Source organism: Bartonella sp. CL266QHHD, from assembly GCF_042195355.1.
In the GTDB taxonomy this organism is placed as follows: Bacteria; Pseudomonadota; Alphaproteobacteria; order Rhizobiales; family Rhizobiaceae; genus Bartonella.
The window spans coordinates 97,044-123,323 of sequence record NZ_JBHIOD010000058.1; the positions used below are offsets into that span (position 1 = coordinate 97,044).

At 38.0% G+C, this 26,280-nt stretch carries 24 protein-coding genes and 2 pseudogenes; 15 read left to right on the top strand and 11 right to left on the bottom strand.

All coding sequences use genetic code 11. The annotated features are described in order from the left end of the window. Positions 1-4 precede the first annotated feature (4 nt). The gene (gene greA, locus ACFIK7_RS08110; RefSeq protein ID WP_007347010.1) at positions 5-478 is read right to left on the bottom strand and encodes a transcription elongation factor GreA; all 474 of its coding nucleotides are present in this window, start codon (positions 476-478) and stop codon (positions 5-7) included. A 339-nt stretch (positions 479-817) separates the two neighbouring features. Here greA and ACFIK7_RS08115 point away from each other — a divergent pair, with 339 nt between their 5' ends. The 3 genes from ACFIK7_RS08115 to ACFIK7_RS08125 all read left to right on the top strand — a co-directional run bounded on the left by ACFIK7_RS08115 (position 818) and on the right by ACFIK7_RS08125 (position 5,109). Beyond that, a complete protein-coding gene (locus ACFIK7_RS08115) occupies positions 818-1,132 on the top strand; it encodes an SH3 domain-containing protein (RefSeq protein WP_375663205.1) in 315 nt (104 codons plus the stop codon). A 257-nt stretch (positions 1,133-1,389) separates the two neighbouring features. Continuing rightward, positions 1,390-3,699, top strand: a complete 2,310-nt coding sequence (gene uvrB / locus ACFIK7_RS08120; protein ID WP_375663206.1) for an excinuclease ABC subunit UvrB — start codon at positions 1,390-1,392, stop codon at positions 3,697-3,699. Between the two features lie 627 nt (positions 3,700-4,326). After that, positions 4,327-5,109 carry a BA14K family protein gene (locus tag ACFIK7_RS08125; RefSeq protein WP_375663207.1) on the top strand — a complete coding sequence of 261 codons (783 nt, stop codon included), beginning with the start codon at positions 4,327-4,329 and terminating at the stop codon, positions 5,107-5,109. Between the two features lie 69 nt (positions 5,110-5,178). Here the strand turns inward: ACFIK7_RS08125 and ACFIK7_RS08130 are convergent. Further along, a pseudogene (locus ACFIK7_RS08130) lies at positions 5,179-5,490 on the bottom strand (MBL fold metallo-hydrolase); the annotation flags it as partial. A gap of 4 nt (positions 5,491-5,494) precedes the next feature. Here ACFIK7_RS08130 and ACFIK7_RS08135 point away from each other — a divergent pair. Beyond that, positions 5,495-6,115 (top strand): annotated as a pseudogene (locus ACFIK7_RS08135) (sensor histidine kinase); the annotation flags it as partial. Positions 6,116-6,694: 579 nt separating this feature from the next. Further along, positions 6,695-7,318 (top strand): BA14K family protein, encoded by a 624-nt coding sequence (locus tag ACFIK7_RS08140; protein ID WP_375663208.1) that lies wholly within the window; start codon positions 6,695-6,697, stop codon positions 7,316-7,318. 69 nt (positions 7,319-7,387) lie between these two features. On the opposite strand, the gene ACFIK7_RS08145 is transcribed toward ACFIK7_RS08140, so the two are convergent. Further along, positions 7,388-8,038: an MBL fold metallo-hydrolase gene (locus tag ACFIK7_RS08145; protein WP_273791225.1), complete on the bottom strand. Its 651-nt coding sequence runs from the start codon at positions 8,036-8,038 to the stop codon at positions 7,388-7,390. A gap of 144 nt (positions 8,039-8,182) precedes the next feature. On the opposite strand from ACFIK7_RS08145, the gene ACFIK7_RS08150 reads away from it, so the two are divergent. Together ACFIK7_RS08150 and ACFIK7_RS08155 are read left to right on the top strand one after the other, a co-directional pair. Beyond that, entirely contained in the window at positions 8,183-8,887 is a 705-nt protein-coding gene (locus tag ACFIK7_RS08150; protein ID WP_273791226.1) for a response regulator, read from the top strand. An 8-nt stretch (positions 8,888-8,895) separates the two neighbouring features. After that, on the top strand, positions 8,896-10,236 hold the full coding sequence (locus ACFIK7_RS08155) for an ATP-binding protein (protein ID WP_273791227.1): 1,341 nt from the start codon (positions 8,896-8,898) through the stop codon (positions 10,234-10,236). Between the two features lie 45 nt (positions 10,237-10,281). Here ACFIK7_RS08155 and ACFIK7_RS08160 read toward each other — a convergent pair whose 3' ends face one another. After that, positions 10,282-10,782 (bottom strand): YbjN domain-containing protein, encoded by a 501-nt coding sequence (locus ACFIK7_RS08160; protein ID WP_375629408.1) that lies wholly within the window; start codon positions 10,780-10,782, stop codon positions 10,282-10,284. Positions 10,783-11,185: 403 nt separating this feature from the next. Then, on the bottom strand, positions 11,186-11,431 hold the full coding sequence (locus tag ACFIK7_RS08165; protein WP_375630830.1) for an accessory factor UbiK family protein: 246 nt from the start codon (positions 11,429-11,431) through the stop codon (positions 11,186-11,188). A 304-nt stretch (positions 11,432-11,735) separates the two neighbouring features. Here ACFIK7_RS08165 and lgt point away from each other — a divergent pair, with 304 nt between their 5' ends. The 4 genes from lgt to ACFIK7_RS08185 all read left to right on the top strand — a co-directional run bounded on the left by lgt (position 11,736) and on the right by ACFIK7_RS08185 (position 15,969). Continuing rightward, the gene (gene lgt / locus ACFIK7_RS08170; RefSeq protein WP_273791229.1) at positions 11,736-12,614 is read left to right on the top strand and encodes a prolipoprotein diacylglyceryl transferase; all 879 of its coding nucleotides are present in this window, start codon (positions 11,736-11,738) and stop codon (positions 12,612-12,614) included. Continuing rightward, positions 12,589-13,668, top strand: coding sequence for a class I SAM-dependent methyltransferase (locus tag ACFIK7_RS08175; RefSeq protein WP_273791230.1), 1,080 nt, complete (start codon positions 12,589-12,591; stop codon positions 13,666-13,668). Before lgt ends, ACFIK7_RS08175 begins: the two co-directional genes overlap by 26 nt. Before the next feature lie 102 nt (positions 13,669-13,770). After that, on the top strand, positions 13,771-14,562 hold the full coding sequence (pgeF, locus tag ACFIK7_RS08180; protein ID WP_273791231.1) for a peptidoglycan editing factor PgeF: 792 nt from the start codon (positions 13,771-13,773) through the stop codon (positions 14,560-14,562). Between the two features lie 474 nt (positions 14,563-15,036). After that, positions 15,037-15,969, top strand: coding sequence for a ribose-phosphate pyrophosphokinase (locus tag ACFIK7_RS08185; protein ID WP_273791232.1), 933 nt, complete (start codon positions 15,037-15,039; stop codon positions 15,967-15,969). Here the strand turns inward: ACFIK7_RS08185 and ACFIK7_RS08190 are convergent. Further along, positions 15,966-17,465 carry a helicase HerA domain-containing protein gene (locus ACFIK7_RS08190; RefSeq protein WP_375663209.1) on the bottom strand — a complete coding sequence of 500 codons (1,500 nt, stop codon included), beginning with the start codon at positions 17,463-17,465 and terminating at the stop codon, positions 15,966-15,968. The genes ACFIK7_RS08185 and ACFIK7_RS08190 overlap by 4 nt on opposite strands. Positions 17,466-17,757: 292 nt before the next feature. Here ACFIK7_RS08190 and ACFIK7_RS08195 point away from each other — a divergent pair, with 292 nt between their 5' ends. Continuing rightward, entirely contained in the window at positions 17,758-18,387 is a 630-nt protein-coding gene (locus tag ACFIK7_RS08195) for a 50S ribosomal protein L25/general stress protein Ctc (RefSeq protein WP_273791234.1), read from the top strand. 76 nt (positions 18,388-18,463) lie between these two features. Beyond that, positions 18,464-19,090: an aminoacyl-tRNA hydrolase gene (pth, locus tag ACFIK7_RS08200; RefSeq protein ID WP_375630837.1), complete on the top strand. Its 627-nt coding sequence runs from the start codon at positions 18,464-18,466 to the stop codon at positions 19,088-19,090. 189 nt (positions 19,091-19,279) lie between these two features. Here the strand turns inward: pth and ACFIK7_RS08205 are convergent, their stop codons facing one another. Next, on the bottom strand, positions 19,280-20,023 hold the full coding sequence (locus ACFIK7_RS08205; protein WP_375663210.1) for a L,D-transpeptidase: 744 nt from the start codon (positions 20,021-20,023) through the stop codon (positions 19,280-19,282). A gap of 266 nt (positions 20,024-20,289) precedes the next feature. Between ACFIK7_RS08205 and ychF the strand changes: the two genes are divergently transcribed. Then, positions 20,290-21,393: a redox-regulated ATPase YchF gene (gene ychF, locus ACFIK7_RS08210; RefSeq protein ID WP_375630839.1), complete on the top strand. Its 1,104-nt coding sequence runs from the start codon at positions 20,290-20,292 to the stop codon at positions 21,391-21,393. 159 nt (positions 21,394-21,552) lie between these two features. Here the strand turns inward: ychF and ACFIK7_RS08215 are convergent, their stop codons facing one another. The 4 genes from ACFIK7_RS08215 to petA all read right to left on the bottom strand — a co-directional run bounded on the left by ACFIK7_RS08215 (position 21,553) and on the right by petA (position 24,800). Then, on the bottom strand, positions 21,553-21,993 hold the full coding sequence (locus ACFIK7_RS08215) for a PRC-barrel domain-containing protein (protein WP_273791238.1): 441 nt from the start codon (positions 21,991-21,993) through the stop codon (positions 21,553-21,555). 110 nt (positions 21,994-22,103) lie between these two features. Further along, positions 22,104-23,000 carry a cytochrome c1 gene (locus ACFIK7_RS08220; protein ID WP_273791239.1) on the bottom strand — a complete coding sequence of 299 codons (897 nt, stop codon included), beginning with the start codon at positions 22,998-23,000 and terminating at the stop codon, positions 22,104-22,106. After that, positions 22,994-24,247: a cytochrome bc complex cytochrome b subunit gene (locus ACFIK7_RS08225; RefSeq protein WP_375660534.1), complete on the bottom strand. Its 1,254-nt coding sequence runs from the start codon at positions 24,245-24,247 to the stop codon at positions 22,994-22,996. The genes ACFIK7_RS08220 and ACFIK7_RS08225 overlap by 7 nt, the downstream gene beginning before the upstream one ends. Before the next feature lie 4 nt (positions 24,248-24,251). Continuing rightward, positions 24,252-24,800, bottom strand: coding sequence for a ubiquinol-cytochrome c reductase iron-sulfur subunit (gene petA / locus ACFIK7_RS08230; RefSeq protein WP_375630845.1), 549 nt, complete (start codon positions 24,798-24,800; stop codon positions 24,252-24,254). 724 nt (positions 24,801-25,524) lie between these two features. On the opposite strand from petA, the gene ACFIK7_RS08235 reads away from it, so the two are divergent. After that, the gene (locus ACFIK7_RS08235; RefSeq protein WP_273791242.1) at positions 25,525-26,001 is read left to right on the top strand and encodes a tRNA (cytidine(34)-2'-O)-methyltransferase; all 477 of its coding nucleotides are present in this window, start codon (positions 25,525-25,527) and stop codon (positions 25,999-26,001) included. The last annotated feature ends 279 nt before the right edge of the window (positions 26,002-26,280 follow it).

Genomic DNA, 26,280 nt, shown 5'->3' on the forward strand with positions numbered 1-26,280 from the left:
TTATTTAGATGTACTGAACCTTAATGATCTCATAATTATGCGCACCACCTGGTGCATTCACCTCAATCACATCACCTTCTTGCTTGCCAATAAGTGCACGTGCGATAGGCGAAGAAATAGAGATTTTACCAACCTTTACATCAGCTTCTTGATCTCCTACGATCTGATACACTTTTTTTTCTTCAGTGTCCTCATCCAAGAGTTTAATGGTTGCGCCAAATTTTATTTTGTCACCTGAAAGACGCGAGACATCTATAACTTCTGCTCGCGCGATATAATCTTCAAGCTCATTTATACGCCCCTCATTATGACTTTGCGCTTCTTTAGCTGCGTGATACTCAGCATTTTCGGATAAATCACCATGCGCACGCGCTTCAGAAATTGCTTCAATAATTCGCGGACGCTCCTGTTGTTGACGCCAACGCAACTCTTCTTTAAGACTCTCAAAACCAGCTGTAGTCATCGGAACTTTTTCCATAATCCGTCCCTTTCTATTACACGGAAGGTTTAATAAAAATACAAAAAACGGCTTCCAAAATTACTTTTGGAATCCGAAAACTACGATCTTTTTTATTATATAGTACAGTATCGCTGTTTTCCATACAAAAATAAATAAAGGAAACAAAACATGCACAAATAGTGATTAAAACATCTCATTTTGGTGTTTAAAACGTTAAACTTCACTCTTCTCTTTAAAAGTGTCCTAAAGAAGAAAGAATTGTGTTTTTTTCTGTTTTATCATAATCTAGTAAAAGAAATCATATGGGATATGAAGAGAGAAGGATAGAAAATCTCTAAAGAAATTCTTTACAGAAAAATGAAAAAAATCGTCATTTTTTTTATGTTTGGCTCTTTCTTTTTAGCCACAACAATATCAGAGGCAGCAGATGCTTTTGTTACGAGAAATCTTAATTTTAGAACAGGTCCCAGCACTCAGTATGAGCTTTGCGGCTTAATCTCTGCTGGAGAATTGGTTTTTGTTAAAAACTGTGAAGGAAATTGGTGCCATATCCGATATAACACTCAAATAGGTTGGGTGTCATCTCGTTATCTTTCATTTAAAGATGGAAACGATCTTTATCACACATATACAATGTCTTTAGTGCCCAAACATACCGATTATTCTCCATAACAGCCATAATAACTTATGCCCTCTTGAATATCATCATGGCAAAAATGCAATAGTGTCCACGAACAACCACAAATATACCCCCTCCAAAGAAATACTTCAAAGAACTCGTCTCATAAAAAACTTGATCAATATCCTAATGAAAGCTCTAATAAACCAAAATAAATCTGTTCAATAACGTTTTGCTGTTGTCGTAATAAATTTGTAAAATTAGTATTTTCTTTAAAATCACCAACACTTTTCTATCAAAGGATACAACAATGAAAAATGGTGTTACTGCAACAGTAGAAGCTCTTTCTGCTCTTATTGCTTCAGGTAATCCTCTTTTTAAGAATGGTGCATTATGGACACCTCATCGCCCTATTCGTCCTGAAAAGTCTGAAGGTGGTATTCCATTTCAACTCGAAACATCTTTTAAACCCGCGGGAGATCAACCTCAAGCCATAAAAACTCTGGTTGAGGGAATTCAAAAAGATGAACGTACACAAGTGCTTTTGGGTGTTACCGGCTCAGGAAAAACCTATACAATGGCCAATATCATTGAAAAAACACAGCGTCCAGCTTTAATCTTAGCACCAAATAAAACTCTAGCAGCGCAGCTTTATGGGGAATTTAAAAGTTTTTTTCCCCATAATGCTGTCGAATATTTTGTTTCTTATTATGACTATTATCAACCAGAAGCCTACGTTGCACGCTCTGATACCTATATTGAAAAAGAATCCTCAATTAATGAACAAATCGACCGGATGCGTCATGCTGCAACACGCGCCGTCTTAGAGCGTGATGACGTTATTATCGTCGCCTCTGTCTCCTGCATCTACGGGATTGGTTCCGTAGAAACCTATACTGCTATGACCTTCAAAATAGAAAAAGGTGATAAACTCAATCAACGAACACTCTTGGCTGATTTAGTCTCTCAACAGTATTATCGACAAGATATCAATTTCATTCGTGGTTCCTTTCGTGTACGAGGGGATACAATCGAAATTTTCCCTGCCCACCTCGAAGATCGTGCTTGGCGTATTTCGCTCTTTGGCGATGAAGTGGAAACAATTACGGAATTCGATCCTCTCACCGGACAAAAAACAGGCGATCTTCAATCGATTAAAATTTATGCCAATTCACACTATGTAATACCGCGACCAACACTCAATCAAGCAATGAAAGCCATCAAAATGGAACTCGTTCAACGCCTCGATGAGTTGAACGCAGCTGGACGTCTTTTAGAAGCACAACGTTTAGAACAACGTACAATTTTTGATTTAGAAATGTTAGAAACCACCGGTTCATGCGCCGGAATAGAAAATTATTCACGTTATTTAACAGGACGAAAACCCGGAGAACCACCACCAACCTTGTTCGAATACATTCCAAATAATGCTCTTGTTTTTATCGATGAAAGCCACGTAACCATTCCCCAAATTGGGGGCATGTACCGAGGTGACTTTCGTAGAAAAGCAACACTAGCAGAATATGGTTTTCGCCTCCCTTCTTGTATGGATAACCGTCCTTTGCGCTTTGAAGAATGGGATGCTATGCGCCCACAAACGATTGCTGTCTCCGCAACACCTGGACGCTGGGAAATAGAACAATCTCACGGCACTTTTGCGGAACAAGTTATTCGCCCAACAGGGCTTGTTGACCCACCAACAGAGGTTCGTCCAGCCAAAAATCAAGTCGATGATGTTGTGAATGAAATTCGTAAAACAATTCAAAAAGGCTACCGTACATTGGTGACAGTTCTCACAAAGCGTATGGCTGAGGACTTAACTGAATATCTCCACGAACAAGACATTCGTGTACGCTACATGCATTCTGACATTGATACATTAGAACGCATTGAAATTCTACGCGATCTTCGGCTTGGCACCTTTGATGTCCTCATCGGTATCAACTTGCTCCGAGAAGGCTTAGATATTCCAGAATGTGGTTTTGTTGCCATTCTAGATGCCGATAAAGAGGGCTTTTTGCGCTCTGAAACTTCCCTCATACAAACAATCGGACGTGCTGCACGTAACGTAGATGGCCGTGTTATCCTCTATGCAGATACGATCACTGGTTCCATAGAACGAGCCTTACAGGAGACACAAAGACGTCGACAAAAACAAATAGCCTATAATGAAGAACACCATATCACACCGAAAAGTATCAAAAAAAATATCGGAGATATTCTCAATTCAGGCGATGAAAACAACCATGTTCGTACAAATATCCCTGATGTTATCGAGAAAAAAAATATGGTTGGCAACAATTTAGCATCTCATATTAAACACCTCGAAAAATTAATGCATGAAGCAGCTGCTGATCTTAATTTTGAAGAAGCAGCGCGACTTCGCGATGAAATCAAACAATTACAAAAGATAGAACTAGAACTCGCAGAAAATCCCTTAACACATCATAGCGAACAATCCACCCATGAGCCCGTGTTACAACAAAGTCTTTTCTCCAAACCAGACCTTGCACACATGGGACCAACCATGGACACTGGTATTTTGGAAAATAAAAAAGGAAAATCTCGTAAAAACCCCCCTAATCAAGCAACAATAAAACGAAAAAAACGCAATCAATGAAGGAGTAAGAAATTTCAAACCGCATAAAATAATCTTCAGCTCTTCTAAAAAAGACTAAGGTTCAAAAGCAAACAGCATTATCCGAAAAATAGACAACCTCCAACATCAAGGGTGCTCCAATTTGTCTAAAACAACATAAGAAAGAACATTTTACAAAAAATTCCAAAATATATTATTTTATACAGTTATACTCTGATATTTAACTCAATATTATCGATCCTTACAAAAAAATATTCAAATAGGTCACTGTTCTATAACACAAATAAAGTAAAATAAGACTTTCTCATAGAACCATAAGACTATGATAAAAAATGATAACTTTGTATTCATACACCTATTGTTCAATTCATATTGTACCAAACAATAAAAAAGTACCAATAAATAAAGATTTTATATCCCATAGTAAAAAATCGGGTACTCTCAATACAAATTTATTAATTAACCTCAAGCAGAGTACATTAATTGAAATCAAAATTCTGTTATGATTTTATTGTACTGTCTCCGCGGTAGATTTAACTAAATGAATTTTTATTTTTTTGTCACAATAAAGTCCAAAATTGTTCAGGCTCTATTCAGTTTGAAACGTGTAGGATGTGAAAAATACGAATTTACACAAGGAGCATCATTATGAAAAAAGTGATCAGGTTAGCGGTATTATCAGCAATGTCAACTGTGACCGTTTTGATGCCGCTAAATGCAACGCTTGCGAATATGGCATGGAATCGTAGTGACTCTATCTCGAGAGAAATAGATGATATGATGAGGAAGATGCGTAAAGAAACAGATGATGCGATAAGGGAAATAAGGAAGAAAGCTGATATCCCGCCTTGCGGTTTTGCTCGCTCCCATTGTTCTGATAGAAAACGTGGCTTTTTTTCTGATGATTTCCAAAAGTTTGTTGATGATTTCCACAAGAGTTTTGAAGACGGCAAAAGAAGATTTAAAGCCGAACATGAAAGGTTTGTAGCCAAACATAGTAAGACGGAACAACAACACCATCATCACCACCACCACCATTATCATTATATTGAAAACAAAACGTATCATTACGTCGAGCGCAAAAAGACAAAACACCGTAATGTTCATATAGAAAACTCAGGAGATGCTGTAGTAATGGGTATTCTTGGTCTTGCAACAGGTACGATTCTTGGTACAGTTTTAAAAAAACCAGAACAGCCACAAGTTGTTTATCAAACCGTACCACAACATCAAATTGTATATCAACAGGTTCCACAAGAACAGATAATTTATGAAGCTCCGCAAACGGTGAAATATGAGCCAGTACAACAATCATGGGAATCTGATTGGCTTAACTATTGCAAGAAAAAATACCGTTCTTTCAACCCTAAAACAGGAACTTTCCGAGACCGTAATGGTTTGGAACACGTTTGTTATGCCCCAATAAATTAACTTCTGTTCCGCCCTACTAAAAAGTCTTAAATGGCACAAAAAAACGCTTCAAAGCGTTTTTTTGTTTGCTCATATATTAAAATCTTGAAGAAAAGGATTATTTTGGCGCCCATAGCCTATGCTACTTTTAGGACCATGCCCACAAATAAAACAAACATCATCGCCTAAGGGTAAAACTTTTTCTCGAAGAGATTGTATCAATTTTTCATAGGAACAGAAGGGGAAGTCCGTACGTCCAATAGAACCACGAAAGAGAACATCACCCAAGAGGGCTAAGCGCTCTTTTTCATTGAAATAAATAACATGACCAAGGGAATGCCCTAGTGTATGCAAAACCCTAAACTCATGTCTAGCAAAATACACACACTCACCATCTTCTAACTATATCGAACAACGCACCATAATGCTTTCGGGTGTAAGCCATGATTTAAGAACCATTCTCACCCGTTTTAAACTTCAACTAGCGTTAGCAAATACTGACTTTGATATTAAGCCGCTTGAGCAAGATGTGAGCGACATGCAAAATATGTTAGAAAATTACCTTGCTTTTGCCCGTAGTGAAGGAAGTGAGTGTATTAAAACTTTTGATTTAAATGCTCTTATGCAAAAATTCTCTACCGATGCGCATCTTCACAAACGTCAATTTTCCTACACCATTGAAAGCCCTACACAAATACAAGTACGCCCCCATGCCTTCACGCGTCTCATCAGCAATCTTGTATCAAAAGCATTTTGTCATGCTAATACTGTCAAACTAACAGCCATATCCCAACAAGAATCTTTCATCATAACTATTGATGATGATGGACCTAGGATTCATAAAAATATGCGCACAGAAGTCTTTAAGCCATTCTTTAAACTTGATAAAACACAAAATCAAGATGCGAGTAGAGCAGGACTCGGCCTTTCTATTGCTCAAGATATAGCACGTAGCCATGGAGGCAATATTCAATTGGATGATAGCCCTCTAGGGGGCTTACGCGCTATTATTGATGTCCCCCTTTAGCAATTTTTCTTGTTAAACCACGTTATAAAAAAATCCCTAAAACTATCAAAACATGCCAAAAACACTTCTAAAACCTAAATGAGCACAAAAAAATTAAAGAGAATGTTTCCCATATATCAAAAAAAGTTCCCGCAATATATTATCTTATACAGTTATAATCTGATATCGAACTCAATATTTAACCTCACAAGAGAGTAGTCAAACAGGACTGTATTCTATCACACAAATAAGATTTTATCTTAGCACCATAAGCCTATAATAAAAAACGATAACTTTTATTCATACACCTATTGTTTAATTCATATTGTGTCAATTAATAAAAAAGTACTCATCAATAAAGAATTTATAACCAATAGTAAAAAATCTGCTGCTCTCAATACAAGCTGCTTAATTAACCTTAAGAATATTACATTAATTGAAATCAAAATTTTGTCATGATTTTATTTTACTGTACCGGCAATGTTTTAACTAAATGAATTTTTATTTTTTTGTCACAATAAAGTCCAAAATTGTTCAGGCTCTATTCAGTTTGAAACGTGTAGGATGTGAAAAATACGAATTTACACAAGGAGCATCATTATGAAAAAACTCTTCAGATTAGCGGTATTATCAGCAATGTCTACTGCAACCGTTTTGATGCCATTAAATCCAACGCTTGCAGATATGGCATGGTATCATAGCTATGATATGAGGAGGGAGGCTGGTTTACCAGCTCACAATTTTAGCTCCCATTTTTCTCATAGTGAACATCGCTCTTTTGATAATCCCCACAAGCGTCATTATGTTAGCCATAAATGGGGAGCACAACAACACCATCATGTTGAACACAAGACATATCATTATGTCGAGCGCAAAAAGACAAAACACAGTAGTATTAATATAAATAACTCAGGAGAAGCTTTAGCAATAGGCATTCTTGCTCTTGCAGCAGGTGCACTTCTCGGCAAAATTTTAAAAAAACCAGAACAGCCACAAGTTGTTTATCAAACCACACCACAGCATCAAATTGTATATCAACAGGTTCCACAAGAACAGATAATTTATGAAGCTCCGCAAACGGTGGAATATGAGCCAGTACAACAATCATGGGAATCTGATTGGCTTAACTATTGTAAGAAAAAATACCGTTCTTTCAACCCTAAAACAGGAACTTTCCGAGACCGTAATGGTTTGGAACACGTTTGTTATGCCCCAATAAATTAACTTCTGTTCCGCCCTACTAAAAAGCCTTAAATGGCACAAAAAAACGCTTCAAAGCGTTTTTTTGTTTGCTCATATATTAAAATCTTGAAGAAAAGGATTATTTTGGCGCTCATAGCCTATGCTACTTTTGGGACCATGCCCACAAATAAAACAAACATCATCGCCTAAGGGTAAAACTTTTTCTCGAAGAGATTGCATCAATTTTTCATAGGAACAGAAGGGGAAGTCCGTACGTCCAATAGAACCACGAAAGAGCACATCACCCAAGAGAGCTAAGCGCTCTTTTTCATTGAAATAAATAACATGACCAGGGGAATGTCCTGGGGTGTGAAAAACCTTAAACACATGTCCAGCAAAATGAACACACTCACCATCTTCTAACCATTTGTCAGGAATACAGATGCAAGCATCAGTGATGCCATAATTTTTTGCGCTTTCGCTCACAGCATCCATCACAGGCTTATCATCGCGATGTGAACCGATAATTTTTACATTAAGCGCTTCTTTCGCTTGCATTGCTGCTCCTACATGATCAAAATGACCATGTGTTACCCAAATAGCCTCAACAATAACACCATTCTTTTCGATTACGTCTTGAATCCGCGGCCAATCACCACCAGGATCAACGAGAACCCCCGTTTTACATTCACTATCAAAAAGCAAAGTGCAATTTTGTTGGAATGTCGTAACGGGAATAATATGTATATTAAGACTACCCATAATATCCTTTTCAAAAGTAACTTTTTTAAATTTATAAATAAAACTTTCTCTCCTTTAAGGTAAAGGTGCTGCTCGACAGCTTTATACAACTTATGTAAACTTGTATTTTGTGTAAACTAAATTTTTATCAAGGTTTTTTTAAGAATGACCAATCACGTTCAAGTTTTGTGTGACGATGCCCCTCACCTTCTTGTGATTGATGACGATACTCGTATTCGCAATCTTTTATTTCAGTTTCTCATTAAAAATGGATTTCGTGTTTCAGTTTCAGCCAATGCGAATGAAGCAAGACGACTGTTGGCAAGTTTAGATTTTGATCTTCTTATTGTTGATGTCATGATGCCTAGCGAAAACGGTATTGATCTCACTCATTCACTCCGCCAAACAAAAGATGTTCCTATCTTGATGCTAACAGCTTTATCAGAAATAGACAATCGTATCCGTGGATTAGAAGCAGGGGCCGATGATTATCTGTCTAAGCCGTTTGACCCTCGTGAACTTCTCCTTCGCATCAACGCCATTTTACGACGTGGTTTTCCCCTTAGCCAACCTAAAATTGAGCAAATCGTTTTTGGTCCTTATATATTTTCAATTTCACGACGCGAACTCAAAAAAGGAGGAGAAATTATTAAATTAACAGATAAAGAACAAGAAATGATGGTCATGTTTGCCGAAAATGCAGGCGATACAATTCCGCGCCATAAATTCGCGACAGATGACAGCAATATAAGTGAACGTGCCATTGATGTGCAGATCAACCGCCTTCGTCGTAAGATCGAAAAAAATCCAGCACTGCCTATATGGCTCCAAACCGTGCGAGGAATAGGGTATAAACTCTCTATTGAATAGGCACAAGAATGATCAAACCTTTAAGATTTTTTCTTCGATGGTTAACGAAAAAAATGCCTAAACGGCTTTATGCTCGCTCTTTAATCATTATTATCGCTCCCATGGTGCTTCTGCAAACGGTCATTGCTTATGTCTTTATGGAACGCCATTGGCAAATGGTAACCGAGCGTCTTTCAACAGCTGTCGTGCATGATATTTCAGCCATTATTGATATTCTTGAAACATATCCCCAACAAGATAACTATGAAGATATCAAGCGTATTGCACAACAACGTATGGGATTAAATATTTCTATTCTATCTCCTACCTCCTTACCCCCTCCAGGACCTAAGCCATTTTTTGCAATTCTTGACTATTTTTTAAGTGAAGAAATCACCCGCCAAATTAACCGTCCCTTCTGGATCGATACCGTAGGAGATTCTGATCTTGTTGAAATCCGTATCCACCTTGGTCACAACATCTTACGCGTCTTTGCTCCACGCAGCCAAGCCTATGCTTCCAATACTGCTATTTTTTTAAGCTGGATGGTAGGAACAGCTCTTGTTTTATTGCTGATAGCAATTTACTTCTTGCGCAATCAAATCAAACCGATTCAACAATTGGCTGAAGCAGCAGAAAGCTTTGGACGCGGTCGTCCTTTACCAAAAGGTTTTCAACCACAAGGAGCTGATGAAGTCCGTCGTGCAGGCATCGCTTTTTTACGCATGCGTGAACGTATTGAACGCCAAATTGAACAACGTACCATGATGCTCTCAGGAGTAAGTCATGATTTAAGAACCATTCTTACACGCTTTAAACTTCAGCTGGCATTAGTAAATACTGACTTTGATATTAAACCGCTTGAGCAAGATGTAAGTGACATGCAAAATATGTTAGAAGATTATCTTGCTTTTGCTCGTGGTGAAGGAAGTGAAAGTGTCAAGACTTTTGATTTAAATGCTCTTATGCAAAAATTCTCCACCGATGCTCGTCTTCACAAACGTCAATTTTCTTACACCATTGAAGGTCCTACAGAAATACAAGTACGTCCCCGTGCTTTCACACGCTTAGTCAGCAATCTTGTAACAAATGCATTTTGTTACGGCACGACTGTTAAACTAACCGCTAACTCTCAACAAGAATCTTTTATATTGATAATCGATGATAATGGACCTGGAATTCATGAAGATATGCGCACGGAAGTTTTTAAGCCATTCTTTCGACTTGATAAAGCGCGAAATCAAGATGCAAGTGGAACAGGACTTGGTCTTTCTATTGCTCAAGACATAGCACGCAGCCATGGTGGCAATATACAATTAGATGAGAGCCCACTCGGGGGAGTGCGCGCTATTCTTGATGTCCCCCTATGAGCAATATTTCCGCAAACCGTCTGTAAAAATAACAGACTGTATATTTTAGGCATTCCCTACAGTTTCAAACAAAGTGTACTGTAGTGCCTTGTAAGCACTTTCTCCCGACAAAGCAACCATCTGAAATGCAACATAATGGCTTTCACAGGCTTTAAGTGCATGTATCAACAATGTTTCAACCTGTATATGAGATGGATGCATCCCACCAGCCAAAAGAAGACCTTGTCGATAAATGACTGAATTATTCCTTTGCCAGTAATCAAAATGTCCCAACAACAACTTTTCATTAATTGCTAGCAATAAGCGCTGTATTTCAGCTGTTCGAGCATTTTTAGTAGAGAGATCAAACGAACAAGCTAAATGAAGTGCTTCATGCTCTTCCATCCATGAAAAAGCAAGACGATAGTTTGCGCGTTTTCCTTCCACACAAACGCTAATTTCATCTTGTGCATCCCGCTCAAACGACCAATCATATTCACAGGCAATCTGTTCGATAAAGTCAACAGGGTGCTCTTTTCTTTCTGTGGCGCAAAATGCAAGCCTCATCACAATCCTCAATCATCTTAAAACATTGTCAACAGAATATAAAACGTCTAAACTGTAACAATATTTTGCTACAATCAGAACCTTTACACCAAACAAATACACATAAAAACATCGACAGTACACAAACACCCAGAACACAATCGCGCTGTTTAGGGCAACCTGATAGTCATAAAACGAATCATCAAGTCTTTTCAGTGTATTGATACAATTTCATAGCGCCAGCCCCCCTGATTCAAAAAAATGTATTTTACCCAAAAAAAAATCAAAAATAAACAAATGCTCCGCTCTAACAGACTCAAGATTAAGCATTTTTTAGTTTCACGCATCACATTGAAAAATTGGGGATATTTTTTGAAGATTCTTTTTTTAAGAAACTATTTTACTTTTTTGTGTCTGCGTTTTTTTAATCACCTTTCTTTAAATCATCAAGGCGCCTTTTCAAATCAGCATTATCAGCATGGATTTTCAGCACCATCTCCTTAAAAGTCTCAAACTCTTCGCGAGAAACAAGATCAAGTTTGTTTGCTATCTTTTCAGCCTGCACACGAAAAGCTGTTCCAGCTTCACGTCGTATGCCTTGCGCAACGTCAGCAGCATCCGTTGCTAATTTTGCTAATTCATCAAGAATACGATTTGATCCATTACGCATAACATTTTTCCTTAAATTTTAATTATTGACGCACGCATTATAGCGTATTCTCATAACATTTAGATACTGTAATTTGTTCCTTTTACTCTATATTTTACATCCTATGTAGACTTTTCATAACGATTTTGTTTAAGATTTTTTAATATTCCTTTATCACCATATTTTTTACCGCGATAAATCAGTGGAAATCTATCTCCCTTTCTGACTAGCCTCCCTACTGACTTGACCATTGTGCATTCATCTGTCATTTCTGACCATCAGAGTCACTTCATATTCATCTCGTATAATGTAAAATGCTTAACTCATGAACAATCTGTCTTGTCCAGCCATTGCTTTTCCGTCTTTCCTTGATCCTGTCATTATCCAGCTAGGTCCCATAGCACTTCATTGGTATGGACTTGGTTACGTACTGGGTATTCTTTTTGCTTGGTGGTATGCGCAAAAATTATTAAAAAAAACATCTCTATGGTATAGAGACCACCCTCCTATGGATAAAGAAAAGATCGGAGATTTTGTTGTCTGGTCTGCCATAAGTGTTGTTATCGGAGGGCGTTTAGGACAAGTTCTTGTATGGGATCCCATTTACTATTTTAACCATCCAAGTGCTATCATTGCCGTATGGGATGGGGGAATGTCCTTTCATGGCGGACTTATTGGTATTATCATTGCTATGATCTGGTTTGCCCGTAAAAATTATATTAACATACGAGCCATGTTTGATATCATTGCTGCAGGTGCTCCTATTGGTATCGGCATTGTACGAATCTGCAACTTCATCAACCAAGAGTTATGGGGCAATATCACTACACATCCTTGGGCTGTTTGTTTTCCTCTCGATCCTTACTATTTACCGCGCCATCCAAGCCAGCTTTACGAAGCATTTATGGAAGGATTTCTTCTCTTCATCATCTTGTGTCTTCTTATTTTTGGGTTCAAAGCATTAAAGCGTCCCGGTGCTGTATCAGGAACATTTATTATAGGCTACGCAGTAGCACGCAGCATTTCTGAAGTTTACCGTGCGCCTCAAGAAGATCCAGAATGGTTTTCGACACTTTTCCATTCTACTGGTTTTACCTATGGCATGGCTTTATCTCTTCCCATGCTTCTTTTAGGGGGGTATCTTCTTCTCCACGCCTTTAAATATAAATCGACAGAAAATGGCCAATCTAAAAGAAAAAATTAAAGAAATTATTGTCCTTAATGGACCAATCACTGTTAGCCAATATATGACGTTGGCACTTACAGATCCTCAGTTTGGTTATTATCAAACACAAACACCTTTTGGACGTGATGGTGATTTCATTACAGCACCTGAAATAAGCCAATTATTTGGAGAGATGATTGGCATTTGGACTCTTGCGAGCTGGAAAGCTCAAGGTTGTCCTCATCCTTTTATCCTCGCTGAGATAGGTCCAGGACGTGGAATTTTGATGGATGACATTTTGCGAACCATCCAAAAGCTTTCTACAAGAGCATTTAATGCTGCTGAAATTTTTCTGATCGAAATAAGCAAAAAACTTGCAAAAGAACAAAAAAAGCGCCTTTGCTCTTATCAAAAACAAATCCATAGCATTGAAAATTTTAATCAAATTCCTTCAAAACCTCTCTTCCTCATTGCTAATGAATTTCTCGATACACTCCCTATCAACCAATATATTAAAGTCAATGGAGAATGGAAAGAGCGCTGCATTACAGTCAATCAAAATGGAGATTTCATCTTTATTGCTGCCCCGCATAAACTTCCCTCTTCTTGTCTACAAACCTATTGTTCTAAAGTGCCTGACGGAACAATTTTTGAACATGCCCCTTTACGGCATCAATTCATGCAACAAATCAGCCACCATTTAGTGCAAGTGACAGGTTCTGCTTTACTTATCGACTATGGTGCTTGTGAGCTTGCCTTTGGCGATACCTTGCAAGCACTCTCAAAACATAGATTTCGTGATGTTTTTGATGCCCCTGGTGAACATGATTTAACATCCCATGTTGATTTTTCTTTTTTAAAAAACATAGCTCTTGAACAGGGCTGTTTTGCTGAAATCTTAGAGCAAGGAGAATTTCTTTTTAAAATGGGGCTACTGGAGCGCGCAAACCAGCTTGGAGTTGGCAAAAGTGCTCCTTTGCAAGACAAAATCCGCCAAGACATCGAACGGCTCGCTGGTCCAGATCAGATGGGAAAATTATTTAAAGTTTTACATTTCAGTGATAAAAACATCTCCATACCTCCTCAATTTTGATGATCGGCGCTTTTGTCAATAAGCACATCATTATCTGAAATATTCATTGACAAATATGAACATCTCCATCCTCATTTCAAATAATCTCCATAAGGAACTTTTATGAAATCTATCCCTCATCCCATTCTTGCAAAAAATCTTTCTACTTTACACACCCATGGGATAAAACATGGATTTTTTACACGTGAAGGTGGTGTTTCAAAAAATCTTTATCATAGTCTTAATGTTGGGAAAGGTTCAAATGATCAGCTTGAATATATTGTACAGAATCGTCTTTTGATCGCCAATTACTTTTCTATTGAGGCGCAAAATTTAGTCACAGTCAATCAAATACACTCCTGTAACGTTGTCGTAGCTCATCAAGCAATTATCGGTGCACCTCCTCAAGCTGATGCTCTGGTTACGACCACCCCAGAACTCGTTATTGGGGTTCTTACAGCAGATTGCGGACCCATTCTGTTTGCTGATCCACAAGCTGGAGTCATCGCTGCAACTCATGCTGGCTGGCGTGGAAGCTTAAATGGAATTATCGAGAAAACAATTGCTGTTATGGAAAAACAAGGAGCCAAAAGACAATCAATAACAGCAGTCCTTGGACCTTGTATTGGCCCTTATCACTACGAAGTAACAAATGAATTTTACGACCAATTTATTGATTACCACAGCAAATACCAAAAATATTTTTTAAAAACAGACAAAATAAATCGCTTTTATTTTAATCTATGGGCATTTATTATAAACCAACTCAAAGAAGCAGGCGTTAATGCTTCTTGTGTAGAGCTTTGTACCTATCAAGATGAACAGCGTTTTTTCTCCTATCGCCGTGCAATACACCGCAACGAACCCGATTACGGACGGCAAATTTCTGCTATTATGCTGAAAAACAAAAGATGAGCCCCTTTTATGCTTGAGAACAATACCAAAACTGCAAAACTAAACTTTTTACCCAAATGTAAAAATAAATCCCATTGGACTTTGCTTTTTTCACGAAATTATCTACCAGCACATAAAATATGATTGCCTTCGCTGTGATCATTTTCAATGTTTGGTTATAATAATTGAAGGCAAGATGATACTTCTTTTTATTACTCCCCTTCATTCATCTTAAATATGAAACATTCCCCATATTGAAAGCATTTTTATAAAGTAATAACCAAAAAGATTAATCAATATGTATTTCTTTGCCGCATGGAGAAAAAACTTTGCTCTAAAAGTAACAAACTTTTGGAAAAAGAGAAACCATACTGCATAGCTCTTTAATAATAATCGATAAAATTGTAAGGCTTTTGTAATTGTTCTCTTGCAATTTAATAAAAAGAAATTAAAAACCGTGTCGCATTCTCACCATGATAATTCAGAGGTTCTACTATGAAACTTTTCTGCGGAAATTCTAATCCACGCCTAGCTGAAGATGTTGCAAATTATTTGAACATCCCCTTAGGCAAAGCAACTGTAAAGCGCTTTGCTGATCAAGAAATTTTTGTAGAACTGCATGAAAATGTACGTGGTCAAGATGTTTTTGTTTTGCAATCTACATCCTATCCCGCAAATGATCATTTGATGGAATTGCTCATCATGATTGATGCCCTTCGTCGTTCTTCTGCACGTCGTATTACAGCTGTTATCCCCTATTTTGGCTATGCCCGCCAAGATAGAAAACCAGGACCACGGACTCCTATTTCTGCAAAACTTGTTGCCAACCTAATTACGGAAGCAGGGGCCCATCGTGTTTTAACATTGGACCTTCATGCAGGACAAATTCAAGGTTTTTTTGATATCCCTACAGATAATCTCTATGCTGTTCCTGTCATTTCTCGCGATGTCAAAGTGCATTATTCTCTTGAAAATGTTATCGTTGTTTCACCTGATGTGGGTGGTGTGGTTCGCGCTCGCGCGCTCGCCAAGCGCTTGAACAGTTTGCTCGCTATTGTGGATAAACGTCGCGAAAGCCCTGGTGAATCAGAAGTTATGAATATCATTGGAGATGTATCGGGAAAAGATTGCCTTCTGCTTGATGATATTGTTGATTCAGGTGGAACTTTATGCAATGCAGCAAGTGCTCTGCTTAAACATGGTGCCAATAGTGTCACGGCTTATATCACGCACGGTGTTCTTTCTGGTAATGCAATCGAACGAATTGCCAATTCAGAGATGAAAGAATTGGTTATTACAGATTCAATTATGCCAACACAAGCTATTGAGAAAACCCATAATATTCGTGTTTTGCCCATTGCCGACCTTATTGGAGAAGCAATAGCAAGGACAGCAGCAGAACAATCGGTTTCCAGCTTATTTGGTTAAAGTGGTTCCTTGGGGTCTCCCGGTGCTGTTTCAACACCAAGATCAGGAAATGCAACAATACGTTGACCACTAAAATGCGTATGAATAACAATAAGTCCACGCTCTTCAAAGTAGGTTAAAAGTCGGCGTGCACGGCTTAAAGAATGAGTTCCATAAAGACGTGCTAAAAATGCATCAGATGGACATGGCTTTCCCCCTAATGCGGCCTGTGCCACATTCAAGAAGACTCCTTGAACATCTTCTTCCAAACTTTCTGATATCTGCAAAATATGTTTCCAATGTTCACTGACAGCCGTTTGTTCATCAACAAAAGCCTGAGCAATAGCCAATTTACGCCGAAATTGTGAAAGATTAAAAGGAACCTTTGACATACCATGGATACGGCAACGAACTGAAAAATCTTGATAAAGCACCGCTGTTGAACGATAAAAAGCCTCAGAATCCTCAAGAATTTCCCGAATAATATGTTCTGCTTGGCCGTCACGCTCAACATCAGAAAGTTCAGGAAATAAACTCAGGTTTTCTTCCAACAGCTCTTGTTTTTTATGCACTACCTCCTCTAACATCTCGTGCATTGATTTTTCCCTCATCGGCTCTCGTGTTTGTTTAAATGGCGTTAAAATTTCCTCTGGTGAAGCAGTAAAAACGAGCTCTTGCACATCATCCCGCTCTGTTGGAAGTGGCATTAATTTAGGACTAGAAGAGCGTGCCAAAGTTTCAACAGAACCGATAATGATTGGTAAGGGACGTCGTGATAAAGCAGGGCCTAAAGCTATAAAATTTCCCCGTTCAAGATCTCTAAATATTTCCGCTTGGCGACGCTCCATTCCCAAAAGATCAGCAGCGCGCACCATATCAATATCTAAAAAAGTCCGCCCTATTAAAAAGTTTGAAGCTTCAGCAGCAACATTTTTGGCAAGCTTAGCCAAACGTTGTGTCGCAATAACACCAGCAAGACCACGTTTACGTCCTCGACACATAAGATTGGTCATAGCGCTCAAAGAAATTTTACGCGCTTCATCAGAAACTTCTCCTGCTGCAGTTGGAGCAAACAATTGCGCTTCATCGACAACGACAAGCATAGGATACCAATAATCACGTTCCACATCAAACAGTGCCCCAAGGAAAGCCCCTACAGCACGCATCTGTTGTTCAGTATCCAAACCTTCAAGATTAAATACCACTGAAACCCGATGTTGTCGAATGCGATGGGCAATACGAGTCAACTCTAATTCACTACGTTGAGCCTCTACAATAACATGACCAAATTTATCTGCCAAAGTTACAAAATCGCCTTCTGGATCAATTACACAATGCTGCACCCACTTAGCACTTTGCTCCAAAAGACGGCGTAAAAGATGTGATTTCCCTGAACCGGAATTACCTTGTACAAGAAGACGTGTCGCCAATAATTCTTCTAAGTCAAGAAGTGCTGGCATCGATTTATGCAAAGCACGATTCTCTGACATCTCACCCAAGGCAATCTCAACCTTCATAACATCTCCAGTGTTTGATTTTGAACATATCAGTGCCAGCACATATTGGTTGATTCTCCATCCACACCGCAATTTGTAACATTTCCTCCTTTTTAACGGTAGAAATCATCGATTTTTCCCACAACTCTTGCATCTATGAATAGTTTGAACTATAGAACAAACTTCTGCGTAGACACCCTTGGAGGCAACGTAGAATGGAGTGATCGCTGTTGGTTAGCGCATATCTTCATATCCATGCAAAAACTATTACTGTTTTTGAAGGATCTCCAATCATGTAAAAAGGACTTAAATTATGAGTAAAAGCTACACTCTTAAGGCCGAAAAACGCGAGCGGGTTGGTAAGGGGTCCTCCCGTGAACTTCGCCGCAACGGTCTTATTCCTGCTGTCATTTATGGTGAAAAACAACCACCCTTGGCAATAACAGTTCCCTATAAAGAAATTTTCTACAAAATTCATGCCGGTGGCTTTCGTACCACCATTGCAACGATTATTCTTGACAAGCAAAAAATTATGGTTTTGCCAAAAGATTATCAATTAGATCCCGTGCGTGACTTTCCCCTCCATGTAGACTTTTTACGCATTTCAGCAAAATCCGTTGTAGAAGTGAATATTCCTGTCCACTTCCTCAATGAAGATACGGCACCTGGACTTAAAAAGGGTGGTGTCCTCAATATTGTTCGGCACGAAATTGAATGTACAGCTCCAGCAAGTGCTATTCCTGAAGCTATTGAAATTGATCTCTCCAGCTACTCTATTGGTGATTCTATTCACATTTCAGCAGTGCAACTGCCAAAAGATGTGACTCCCATCATCCAAGATCGAGACTTTACCATTGCAACCATTGCAGCTCCTGCTGGCATGGATGTCAGCGATGAAACTTCTGAACAAGAAAATGATGAAGAAAACACGGAAACTTCATAAAACTCAAAAGGCGGGAATTTTTTCCGCCTTAATTTATGAGACATTACCCTTACTCATACTTTGACTGAAGATACACATGTGGCTTATTGCTGGTCTTGGCAATCCTGGTTTACAATATCAAAATAACCGCCATAATATCGGTTTTATGGCTGTTGATGCCATTTATCAGTCCTTCTCTTTTTCTCCATGGTCAAAGAAGTTTCAAGCAGAAATCTCCAATGGTTTCATAAGTAATGAGAAAATTTTTCTTATAAAACCACAAACTTTCATGAATCTTTCTGGTCAAGCTATTGGCGAAGCTTTGCGATTTTATAAATTAGATTTGAAGAATTTGATCATCATTTATGATGAGTTAGACCTGTCACCGGGAAAAGTTCGTATAAAAATTGGTGGAGGAAATAATGGGCATAATGGCATTAAGTCTATTGATGCCCATTGTGGTACTGACTATTGTCGGATACGCATAGGAATTGGTCATCCTGGAAGCAAAGAACTTGTTCATCAGCATGTTCTGGGAAATTTCACCAAATCTGATCAAGAATGGTTATCCCCTCTCTTAGAGGCAATTGCAAAAAATATTGCTCTCCTTATAAAAGATGAGAAATCCCTCTTTATGAATGAAGTTTCACAAACGATAAAAAACAATCAAAACCATTGGCTTGAGTGTCCCAGTCGCGTGAAGAATATGGATAAGAACTCTTAAAAAAATCCTCTTATAAACTTTCTCAAAGGAAAAATCTGTTGGCAACGTGAGAAGCTAGAAAATAGAATCAGAATACAAGCTTGTATGCACTTTTGAAAAAGAAAGGCTTATTTTCTCTTTTAAGAAAAAGAGAAGATTGAACAGAAAACCAAAATACTTAAACAGCTCTCTCCAATCTTCTCCCCAAAATTAAAAAAATTCATTTGGCTGAATGGTCGACTGTAGCGGATCATAGCCATTTGATTGTTGACTATAAACTGTAGGAATACTCCTATTGTTTTGCAATACCACAACACGCGAACCAACGGGAACACGATCATAAAGATCGATAATATCTTGATTAAGCAAACGAATGCACCCACTTGAAATAGCACGCCCAATTGACCACGATTCGTGTGAACCATGAATACGGAAAAGTGTATCTTTCCCATTTTTGAACAAATAAAGTGCCCGCGCACCTAATGGATTATCGGGTCCTGGTGGCATTCCTTTCCCAAGATGTCCATAACGTTCTGGTTCTCGAGCCATCATAGCTGCAGTAGGAGCCCAATTTGGCCACCGACGCTTGCGCTGTATAACCCCCTCACCTTCAAATGCTAAACCTTCCTTACCGACCCCAATCCCATAACGCAAAGCTTTTCCATTTTCACCAATAAGGTAAAGAAAACACTCTTGCGTATCTACAACCAATGTTCCAGGTGGATAAGATGTATAATAAATCACTTCTTGTCGCCAATATTTTGGATCAATTGTCGCAAGATCAACAGCAGGTAACGAATAAGTCTCATTCGTTACAGGACCATACAAAGCCTGTATTTCTGGTGGAATGTATCGAACTTGTTGAAAAGAAACCGATGACATATCTGACTGATGTGTAGCACATCCAGCCAAAGCCAAAAGTGCTGCAATTAAAAAGGCACAACGAGATAACACTCTTCTATTTTCTCCGATTAATTATTTATGCAGATTTGCATACCATGAAAAACTTAGCACAATATTAACATTAATTCGAAGTTTTCTTATCCTTGAAACTAAGGAGAGAATTAAGATAAGAAGAACTAAGGTAAAAAAAGCAGATACCTGCTACTTTATACTTTTTTCTCACTTATCGCAAGGCAAGGACTATAACTCTTCTGAAAATATGCTATAAAAAAGAAGCTTTATCTTGACTATAAAATCAAACGAAAAGAAAGACTCTCATGGGCTTTAAATGCGGTATTGTCGGATTACCTAATGTTGGGAAATCAACTCTTTTTAATGCATTAACAAAAACAGCCACTGCACAGGCTGCCAATTATCCTTTCTGTACCATTGAACCCAATACCGGTGAAGTTGCTGTTCCAGATTTACGAATGGAAAAAATTGCATCAATCGCTGGTTCAAAAGAAATGATTCCTACACGCATTAACTTCGTCGATATTGCGGGGCTTGTGCGAGGAGCTTCAAAAGGCGAAGGTTTAGGAAACAAATTTTTAGCCAATATTCGCGAAGTCGATGCCATTGTCCACGTTTTACGCTGTTTTCAAAATGAAGATATTACCCATGTAGAGGGACGTATTGATCCTGTTAGTGATGCAACAACGGTTGAAACCGAACTCATGCTTGCGGATCTTGAAAGTCTTGAGAGACGAATCATACAAATTCGTAAACGAGCAACCGGAAAAGACAAAGAAGCTCTCACAATTTTGCCTATTATGGAAAAAGCATTAAACATACTGCAACAGGGAAACCCTGTCCGGTTATTGCTCAAAGATATCTCTTCCGATGAACACCACATTCTTAAAAGCTTGAATCTTTTAACCTCCAAGCCTGTACTTTATGTTTGTAATGTAAGCGAAAATGACGCCGCTCATGGAAATAGCTTTACCCAAACAGTTGAAAAAATGGCAACAGAGCAAAATGCACAAAGCATTATCATTTCTGCTTCTATCGAAGCGGAAATCACACAACTGAGTGATGCTGAAGCATCAGAATATCTCAATGCTTTAGGACTCTTTGAACCGAGTCTCAATCGCCTCATTCGCGCTGGTTACCATTTACTTGATCTCATTACTTACTTCACCTGTGGGCCTAAGGAAACACGAGCATGGACAATTACGCGTGGTACAAAAGCTCCCCAAGCAGCTGGCGTTATTCACTCAGATTTTGAGCGCGGTTTCATTCGTGCCCAAACCATCAGCTACAATGACTATATTGCTCTGGGTGGAGAAAGCGGTGCAAAAGAAGCAGGAAAAGCCCGCGATGAAGGAAAAGAATACATTGTGCAAGATGGCGATATCATGTTATTTAAACATAATACTTAAATCTTCACTCTGTCTTAATAGTTTATCTTGAAAACTTTGGTAATAGCTCCCTGGAATCTTGTCGCAAAAGCTCTCAAGTGTTTTTAGAACAAAAAGACTGTTGCTAGCATATGATTATGATAGCAACAGTTCTATCCATTAAAGAATGAAAATATAAAATTAGCGTGTCCAACGCCCTTCGTATTTAAATGTTGGAGCGTCCTTTAAAGAATCTTTTGTCGCATTTGTAATGAGTTTCCATTTACCATAATCATTTGTCATCTGGATTGTTTCTGGAGAAACGACCACATAACTCTCGCCTATGCCAAGAAAACCACCAACAGCAATAACAAATCCTGCAATATTATTTTCACGTAAAATAATATCTTTTACTTCACCAATATTTTCATCTTCTATATTATATACATTGGCGCCTATAAGACTGGAAGCTACAAAATCCGTTGCTAAAGGTGTCACATAACGCACAGACTTATCTATCCCCACCTGTACAATACCCGTCGAAGAGATCATTTCAGGTTTTGAAGGCACTTCAAAAGACTGAGCATAAGTACTAGAAACCATCAAAATTGACATAAGAGTAGTACATGCAATTTTTTTCATTTTAACATCTCCATTTTTACTTTGCTTTTACTTTATAAAACCTCAATGCATCATAAAAAGATTTGTTCCTTATGCTCTTTATACTCTATACTCTTTCGAGTCTTGTCGCTTTACCCTTTTCTCTTTATTTCGTCTTTTATTTCTTTCTCTAACTCTTTTTCTAAACCACACCAAATACGATTTTTTAAAATATAAACAAGCCCTGCAAAAATGATTAAAAATAAAATAACACGAAAACCGGTTTTTTTACGAATTTCCATATGAGGATCGGCAGCCCACATCAAAAAAGCAGAAACATCGCGCGCATAATGTTCAATGATTTCTGGAGTTCCATCTTCATAAGCAACCATACCATCACTCAAAGGAGGAGCCATCGTTAAAGAATTACCGGCAATAAAATAAGGATTATACCAATAACCATTCGCAATTTTTATCTCCTTCGGTGCCTTCTGATATCCTGTTAAAAGAGCTGTAATATAATCTGGACCAGCTGTATCATAATGAGTTAATACATCAGTAATTAAAGCAGGAAACGGCAAAGATACCCCACGTGCACGTGCCATCAATGACAAATCTGGAGGATAAGCACTATTCAAAATAAATCTTTCTTCTTCTTCATGTGAAAAGGGAGAAGGAAAATAATCCGTTGCAACCCCAGCACGTTTAAAAAATTTTCCTTCTCGATTAGGGCCATCGCGCACTTCATATTGCCCCGCCAAAGCTTTAATCTGTTCTTGATCATACCCTAGAGCTTTTAAATTGCGAAAAGCCACATATTTTAGCCCATGGCAGCTGGAACAAACTTGTTTATAAACCTTTAATCCGCGCCTCAATTGCGCCTTATCATAAAGCCCAAATGGACCTGAAAAACTCCATTCTTGTTTTTTAGGAACTTGTAAAGGAAAAGAAATAAATCCCTCTTCCTGATCAGAGTCATCACTCGCTAAACTCTGAGCAGAAAAGCTCATAGCAACAATAAAAATCAGTCCGACAAAAACATTTACCATAGTCTCTTTTTCTGTTTTAAATCTTGCATAATTGAAGAAGGAAGAGAACAATTTTTTTCAAACGCTGGCAAAATCGGCAAAATAACCAAAAAAAATATAAAATAATAAACAGTAGCCAATTGTGTCCATAAAAGAATTTTATCACTTATTTCTCTTGACCCCAACCAACCAAGAAAAACGACATCAATAACCAACGCCCAAAAGAAAATTTTATAAACAGGTCGATATCTTGCTGAACATATTTTAGAACGGTCTAACCATGGCACAAAAATTAAAATGCAAATCGAACTGACGAATAAAACAAAACCAACAAAGTTTGAAGAGAAAATACCAATATCAAAAGTTATAGCACGAAGCATCGCATAAAAAGGCAAAAAATACCATTCTGGAACCACACGAAGAGGTACCTTTAAAGGATCTGCCACACTATAATTTTCAGCCTGCCCCATATAATCGGGCATATAAAACAAAAACCAGGCAAAGAAGATCAGAAAAACAGTAATAGCAAAAATATCTTTGATAAGCGCATAAGGCGAAAATGGAACTGTTTCCTTATCTGATTGTATAGCAAGACCCGTTGGATTACCTTGCCCAACACAATGGATTGCCCAAATATGCAGCCCCACAAAAAGAAGCAAAATAAATGATAAAACATAATGGAAAACATAAAAACGATTCAACGTTGGTTGTCCTACGACATAACCACCCAGAAGTGTCTCATGCAACCATGTCCCCACCAAAGGTATCGTTTTAAAAAGCCCTGCAATCACTGAAGCCGCTGAAATAGACATCATCCCCCAAACAAGCACATAACCAAAAAATGCTATTGCCATCATGATGATATAAATAAAAATACCTGTAACCCATACCATTTCTCGCATGTTTTTATAAGAACCATAATAAAGTCCACGTGCCAAATGGATATAAACAGCAATAAAAAAAAACGAAGAGCCTACACAATGCCATGGACGAAAAAGCCAACCAAACTGCCCTTCACGCCGAAATCGTTCACTGGTTTCAAAAGCCAAATGAATATCTGGAACATAATGCATAGCCAAGACAATACCAGTCAAGAGCTGTGATAAAAGCATAATGGTCAAAATACCGCCAAATGTGTAAAAGTAATTAAGATTACGTGGAACAGGAAAAGTCACAAATGTATTATAAAAAAAACGAGGAAGAGGAAAACGCTTATCAAACCAACGAGCAAGAGCATTTTTAGGACAATAAGGAGGAAACCTTGTCATAACCTTATCCTATTTTGAGCAAAGTGTCAGAAAGAAATTGGTAAGGTGGAATAACCAAATTATAGTTAGCTGGGCCTGACCGCACTCTTCCAGCGGTATCATAAACAGACCCATGACAGGGACACAACCATCCTCCAAATTTACCCGATTGCCCAAGTGTTACACAGCCTAGATGCGTACAAAGATTAATAACAATCAGCCAATTTTCACGTCCTTTACCTGCTGAACGCGCAAAATCTGTTGCTTCTTTTTCACCTTCAAGATTAGGATTGCGCGCTTGACGATCTTTTAGAAGTCTCAATTCAGTAGCGCGCGCATCAGCAATTTCTTTTGCCGTACGATTTCGAATAACAACAGGCTGTCCTCGCCACTTTACCGTTACCGACATCCCCTCTTCAATACCAGAAAGATCAACCTCAACAGAGGAAGATGCCAAAACAGCTTCATCTGGACGCAACTGACGGATAAAAGGCCACGCAACCGCTCCCATTCCAACTGCTCCTGCAACAGCTGTTACCAAAAACAGAAAATCCCGCCTCGTTTGCTCACCCATGGACTTAACTTAAAGAGACACTTTGCTAAAACATTCTTTTACCATACCCTCTCCCATTGTACAATGCTTGATCATTCAGTTACCTCAACCATGAAAACATCCCCGTAAAAAACTCCTGCCATTTGTATGGTTTATACAAAAACTGTTTTATAATGATAATTCATCGTTTTACAGAGTGAATGAAATCCTGAAACACCGTAAGTTTCTTTCATTTCAAACCTATTCATATTAATCAATCAAAATTACTCCCCCACCCGTGAAAATCAGAGATAGCATGTAAATAAACACTTCTAAAGAAAGAAATATTGTCTTGTTATGACCATATCTCAGTAAATAAGTTGAGCTTATCGGTTATTTCTTTAACACATTTACAGCATCTCTCCCTTCCTCAATTCCAACTGGTTGCATGAGTATTTTTTTCGCTTCTGTTTTTGCATAAAAAGCATATTTTGTTGATTTTAATTAAAATGGATGATCTAACCTCATTAAATACCCCACTTTTCAACATAATGAGCCAATCTATTTCATGGATTGCTCAATAAAAGGAAGTCTCTAATAGGGAGCTTCTCTCTTATCCCAAACAGACCTATATACATAACTTTTTCCCTGAAATTTAAAGGGAATAAAAATTAACCGTAAAAACATGTATTTCTCAAAGCATATTTTTCGAATAAATTGTGGTGCTTCTTTACAAAGTCGAAAGAAAAATCATATTACAGAGAACATGACACTTCATATAGCTCTTTTCCAACCTGATATTGCTGGTAATACTGGAACGATTTTACGTCTTAGCGCTTGCTTTGGTTTACATGTGCACATTATTGAACCTGCAGGCTTTAATCTGTCGGATCGTAATCTCAAACGCGCAGGATTGGATTATCTCGAATATGCTTCCTTAGAACGACACATTGATTGGCAACATTTTATAAGCTCCATGAAACACTTAAACCGCCGCCTGTTGCTTTTAAGTACAAAAGCAAAAACATGCTATACGCAGATATGCTATCAAAGAAATGATGTTTTACTTTTTGGTCGTGAAACAGCTGGCGTTCCCGATTATGTTCATGAAGCGGCCGATTACACATTGAAAATTCCCATGCAACCACAGGCACGCTCTCTAAATCTCGCCATGAGCGTAGCCATAACAACAGGAGAAGCATTACGCCAAATTGGTTATCATGAAAGAACCTGTAATCTATAAAAACACAACAATTCCACTAAAATTTTTAATAGAACGATAAAAATACATAAAATATGGTTTTAAATAATTAAAAAATATTTTTTATAGCGTATAATAAGTAATTAAAAGCGCATACGTTTCAATAATACTTTTGGAATAACTTACAGAATTCCTGTAAAAAAACATAAATTATTACGAAAAACAATATACAATATATAAAAAACAGTTAGAGTGTATAATGCCTATCATTTTCCAACAATTAAGTGCTGATAAAATAAACATTTCTTAGTGCCCATCATA

Bases quoted from the DNA above. Each gene is read 5' to 3' on its own strand.
- ACFIK7_RS08165 (WP_375630830.1), bottom strand. From the start codon at position 11,431: ATGCGTAATGGATCAAATCGTATTCTTGATGAATTAGCAAAATTAGCA.
- ACFIK7_RS08175 (WP_273791230.1), top strand. From the start codon at position 12,589: ATGGCCAATCTAAAAGAAAAAATTAAAGAAATTATTGTCCTTAATGGA.
- petA (WP_375630845.1), bottom strand. From the start codon at position 24,800: ATGGGTGAGCAAACGAGGCGGGATTTTCTGTTTTTGGTAACAGCTGTT.
- ACFIK7_RS08235 (WP_273791242.1), top strand. From the start codon at position 25,525: ATGACACTTCATATAGCTCTTTTCCAACCTGATATTGCTGGTAATACT.
- ychF (WP_375630839.1), top strand. From the start codon at position 20,290: ATGGGCTTTAAATGCGGTATTGTCGGATTACCTAATGTTGGGAAATCA.
- ACFIK7_RS08160 (WP_375629408.1), bottom strand. From the start codon at position 10,782: ATGAGGCTTGCATTTTGCGCCACAGAAAGAAAAGAGCACCCTGTTGAC.
- ACFIK7_RS08185 (WP_273791232.1), top strand. From the start codon at position 15,037: ATGAAACTTTTCTGCGGAAATTCTAATCCACGCCTAGCTGAAGATGTT.
- ACFIK7_RS08215 (WP_273791238.1), bottom strand. From the start codon at position 21,993: ATGAAAAAAATTGCATGTACTACTCTTATGTCAATTTTGATGGTTTCT.
- ACFIK7_RS08140 (WP_375663208.1), top strand. From the start codon at position 6,695: ATGAAAAAACTCTTCAGATTAGCGGTATTATCAGCAATGTCTACTGCA.
- pgeF (WP_273791231.1), top strand. From the start codon at position 13,771: ATGAAATCTATCCCTCATCCCATTCTTGCAAAAAATCTTTCTACTTTA.
- ACFIK7_RS08150 (WP_273791226.1), top strand. From the start codon at position 8,183: ATGACCAATCACGTTCAAGTTTTGTGTGACGATGCCCCTCACCTTCTT.
- lgt (WP_273791229.1), top strand. From the start codon at position 11,736: ATGAACAATCTGTCTTGTCCAGCCATTGCTTTTCCGTCTTTCCTTGAT.
- greA (WP_007347010.1), bottom strand. From the start codon at position 478: ATGGAAAAAGTTCCGATGACTACAGCTGGTTTTGAGAGTCTTAAAGAA.
- ACFIK7_RS08195 (WP_273791234.1), top strand. From the start codon at position 17,758: ATGAGTAAAAGCTACACTCTTAAGGCCGAAAAACGCGAGCGGGTTGGT.
- ACFIK7_RS08155 (WP_273791227.1), top strand. From the start codon at position 8,896: ATGATCAAACCTTTAAGATTTTTTCTTCGATGGTTAACGAAAAAAATG.
- ACFIK7_RS08225 (WP_375660534.1), bottom strand. From the start codon at position 24,247: ATGACAAGGTTTCCTCCTTATTGTCCTAAAAATGCTCTTGCTCGTTGG.
- ACFIK7_RS08125 (WP_375663207.1), top strand. From the start codon at position 4,327: ATGAAAAAAGTGATCAGGTTAGCGGTATTATCAGCAATGTCAACTGTG.
- uvrB (WP_375663206.1), top strand. From the start codon at position 1,390: ATGAAAAATGGTGTTACTGCAACAGTAGAAGCTCTTTCTGCTCTTATT.
- ACFIK7_RS08190 (WP_375663209.1), bottom strand. From the start codon at position 17,465: ATGAAGGTTGAGATTGCCTTGGGTGAGATGTCAGAGAATCGTGCTTTG.
- ACFIK7_RS08145 (WP_273791225.1), bottom strand. From the start codon at position 8,038: ATGGGTAGTCTTAATATACATATTATTCCCGTTACGACATTCCAACAA.
- ACFIK7_RS08115 (WP_375663205.1), top strand. From the start codon at position 818: ATGAAAAAAATCGTCATTTTTTTTATGTTTGGCTCTTTCTTTTTAGCC.
- pth (WP_375630837.1), top strand. From the start codon at position 18,464: ATGTGGCTTATTGCTGGTCTTGGCAATCCTGGTTTACAATATCAAAAT.
- ACFIK7_RS08220 (WP_273791239.1), bottom strand. From the start codon at position 23,000: ATGGTAAATGTTTTTGTCGGACTGATTTTTATTGTTGCTATGAGCTTT.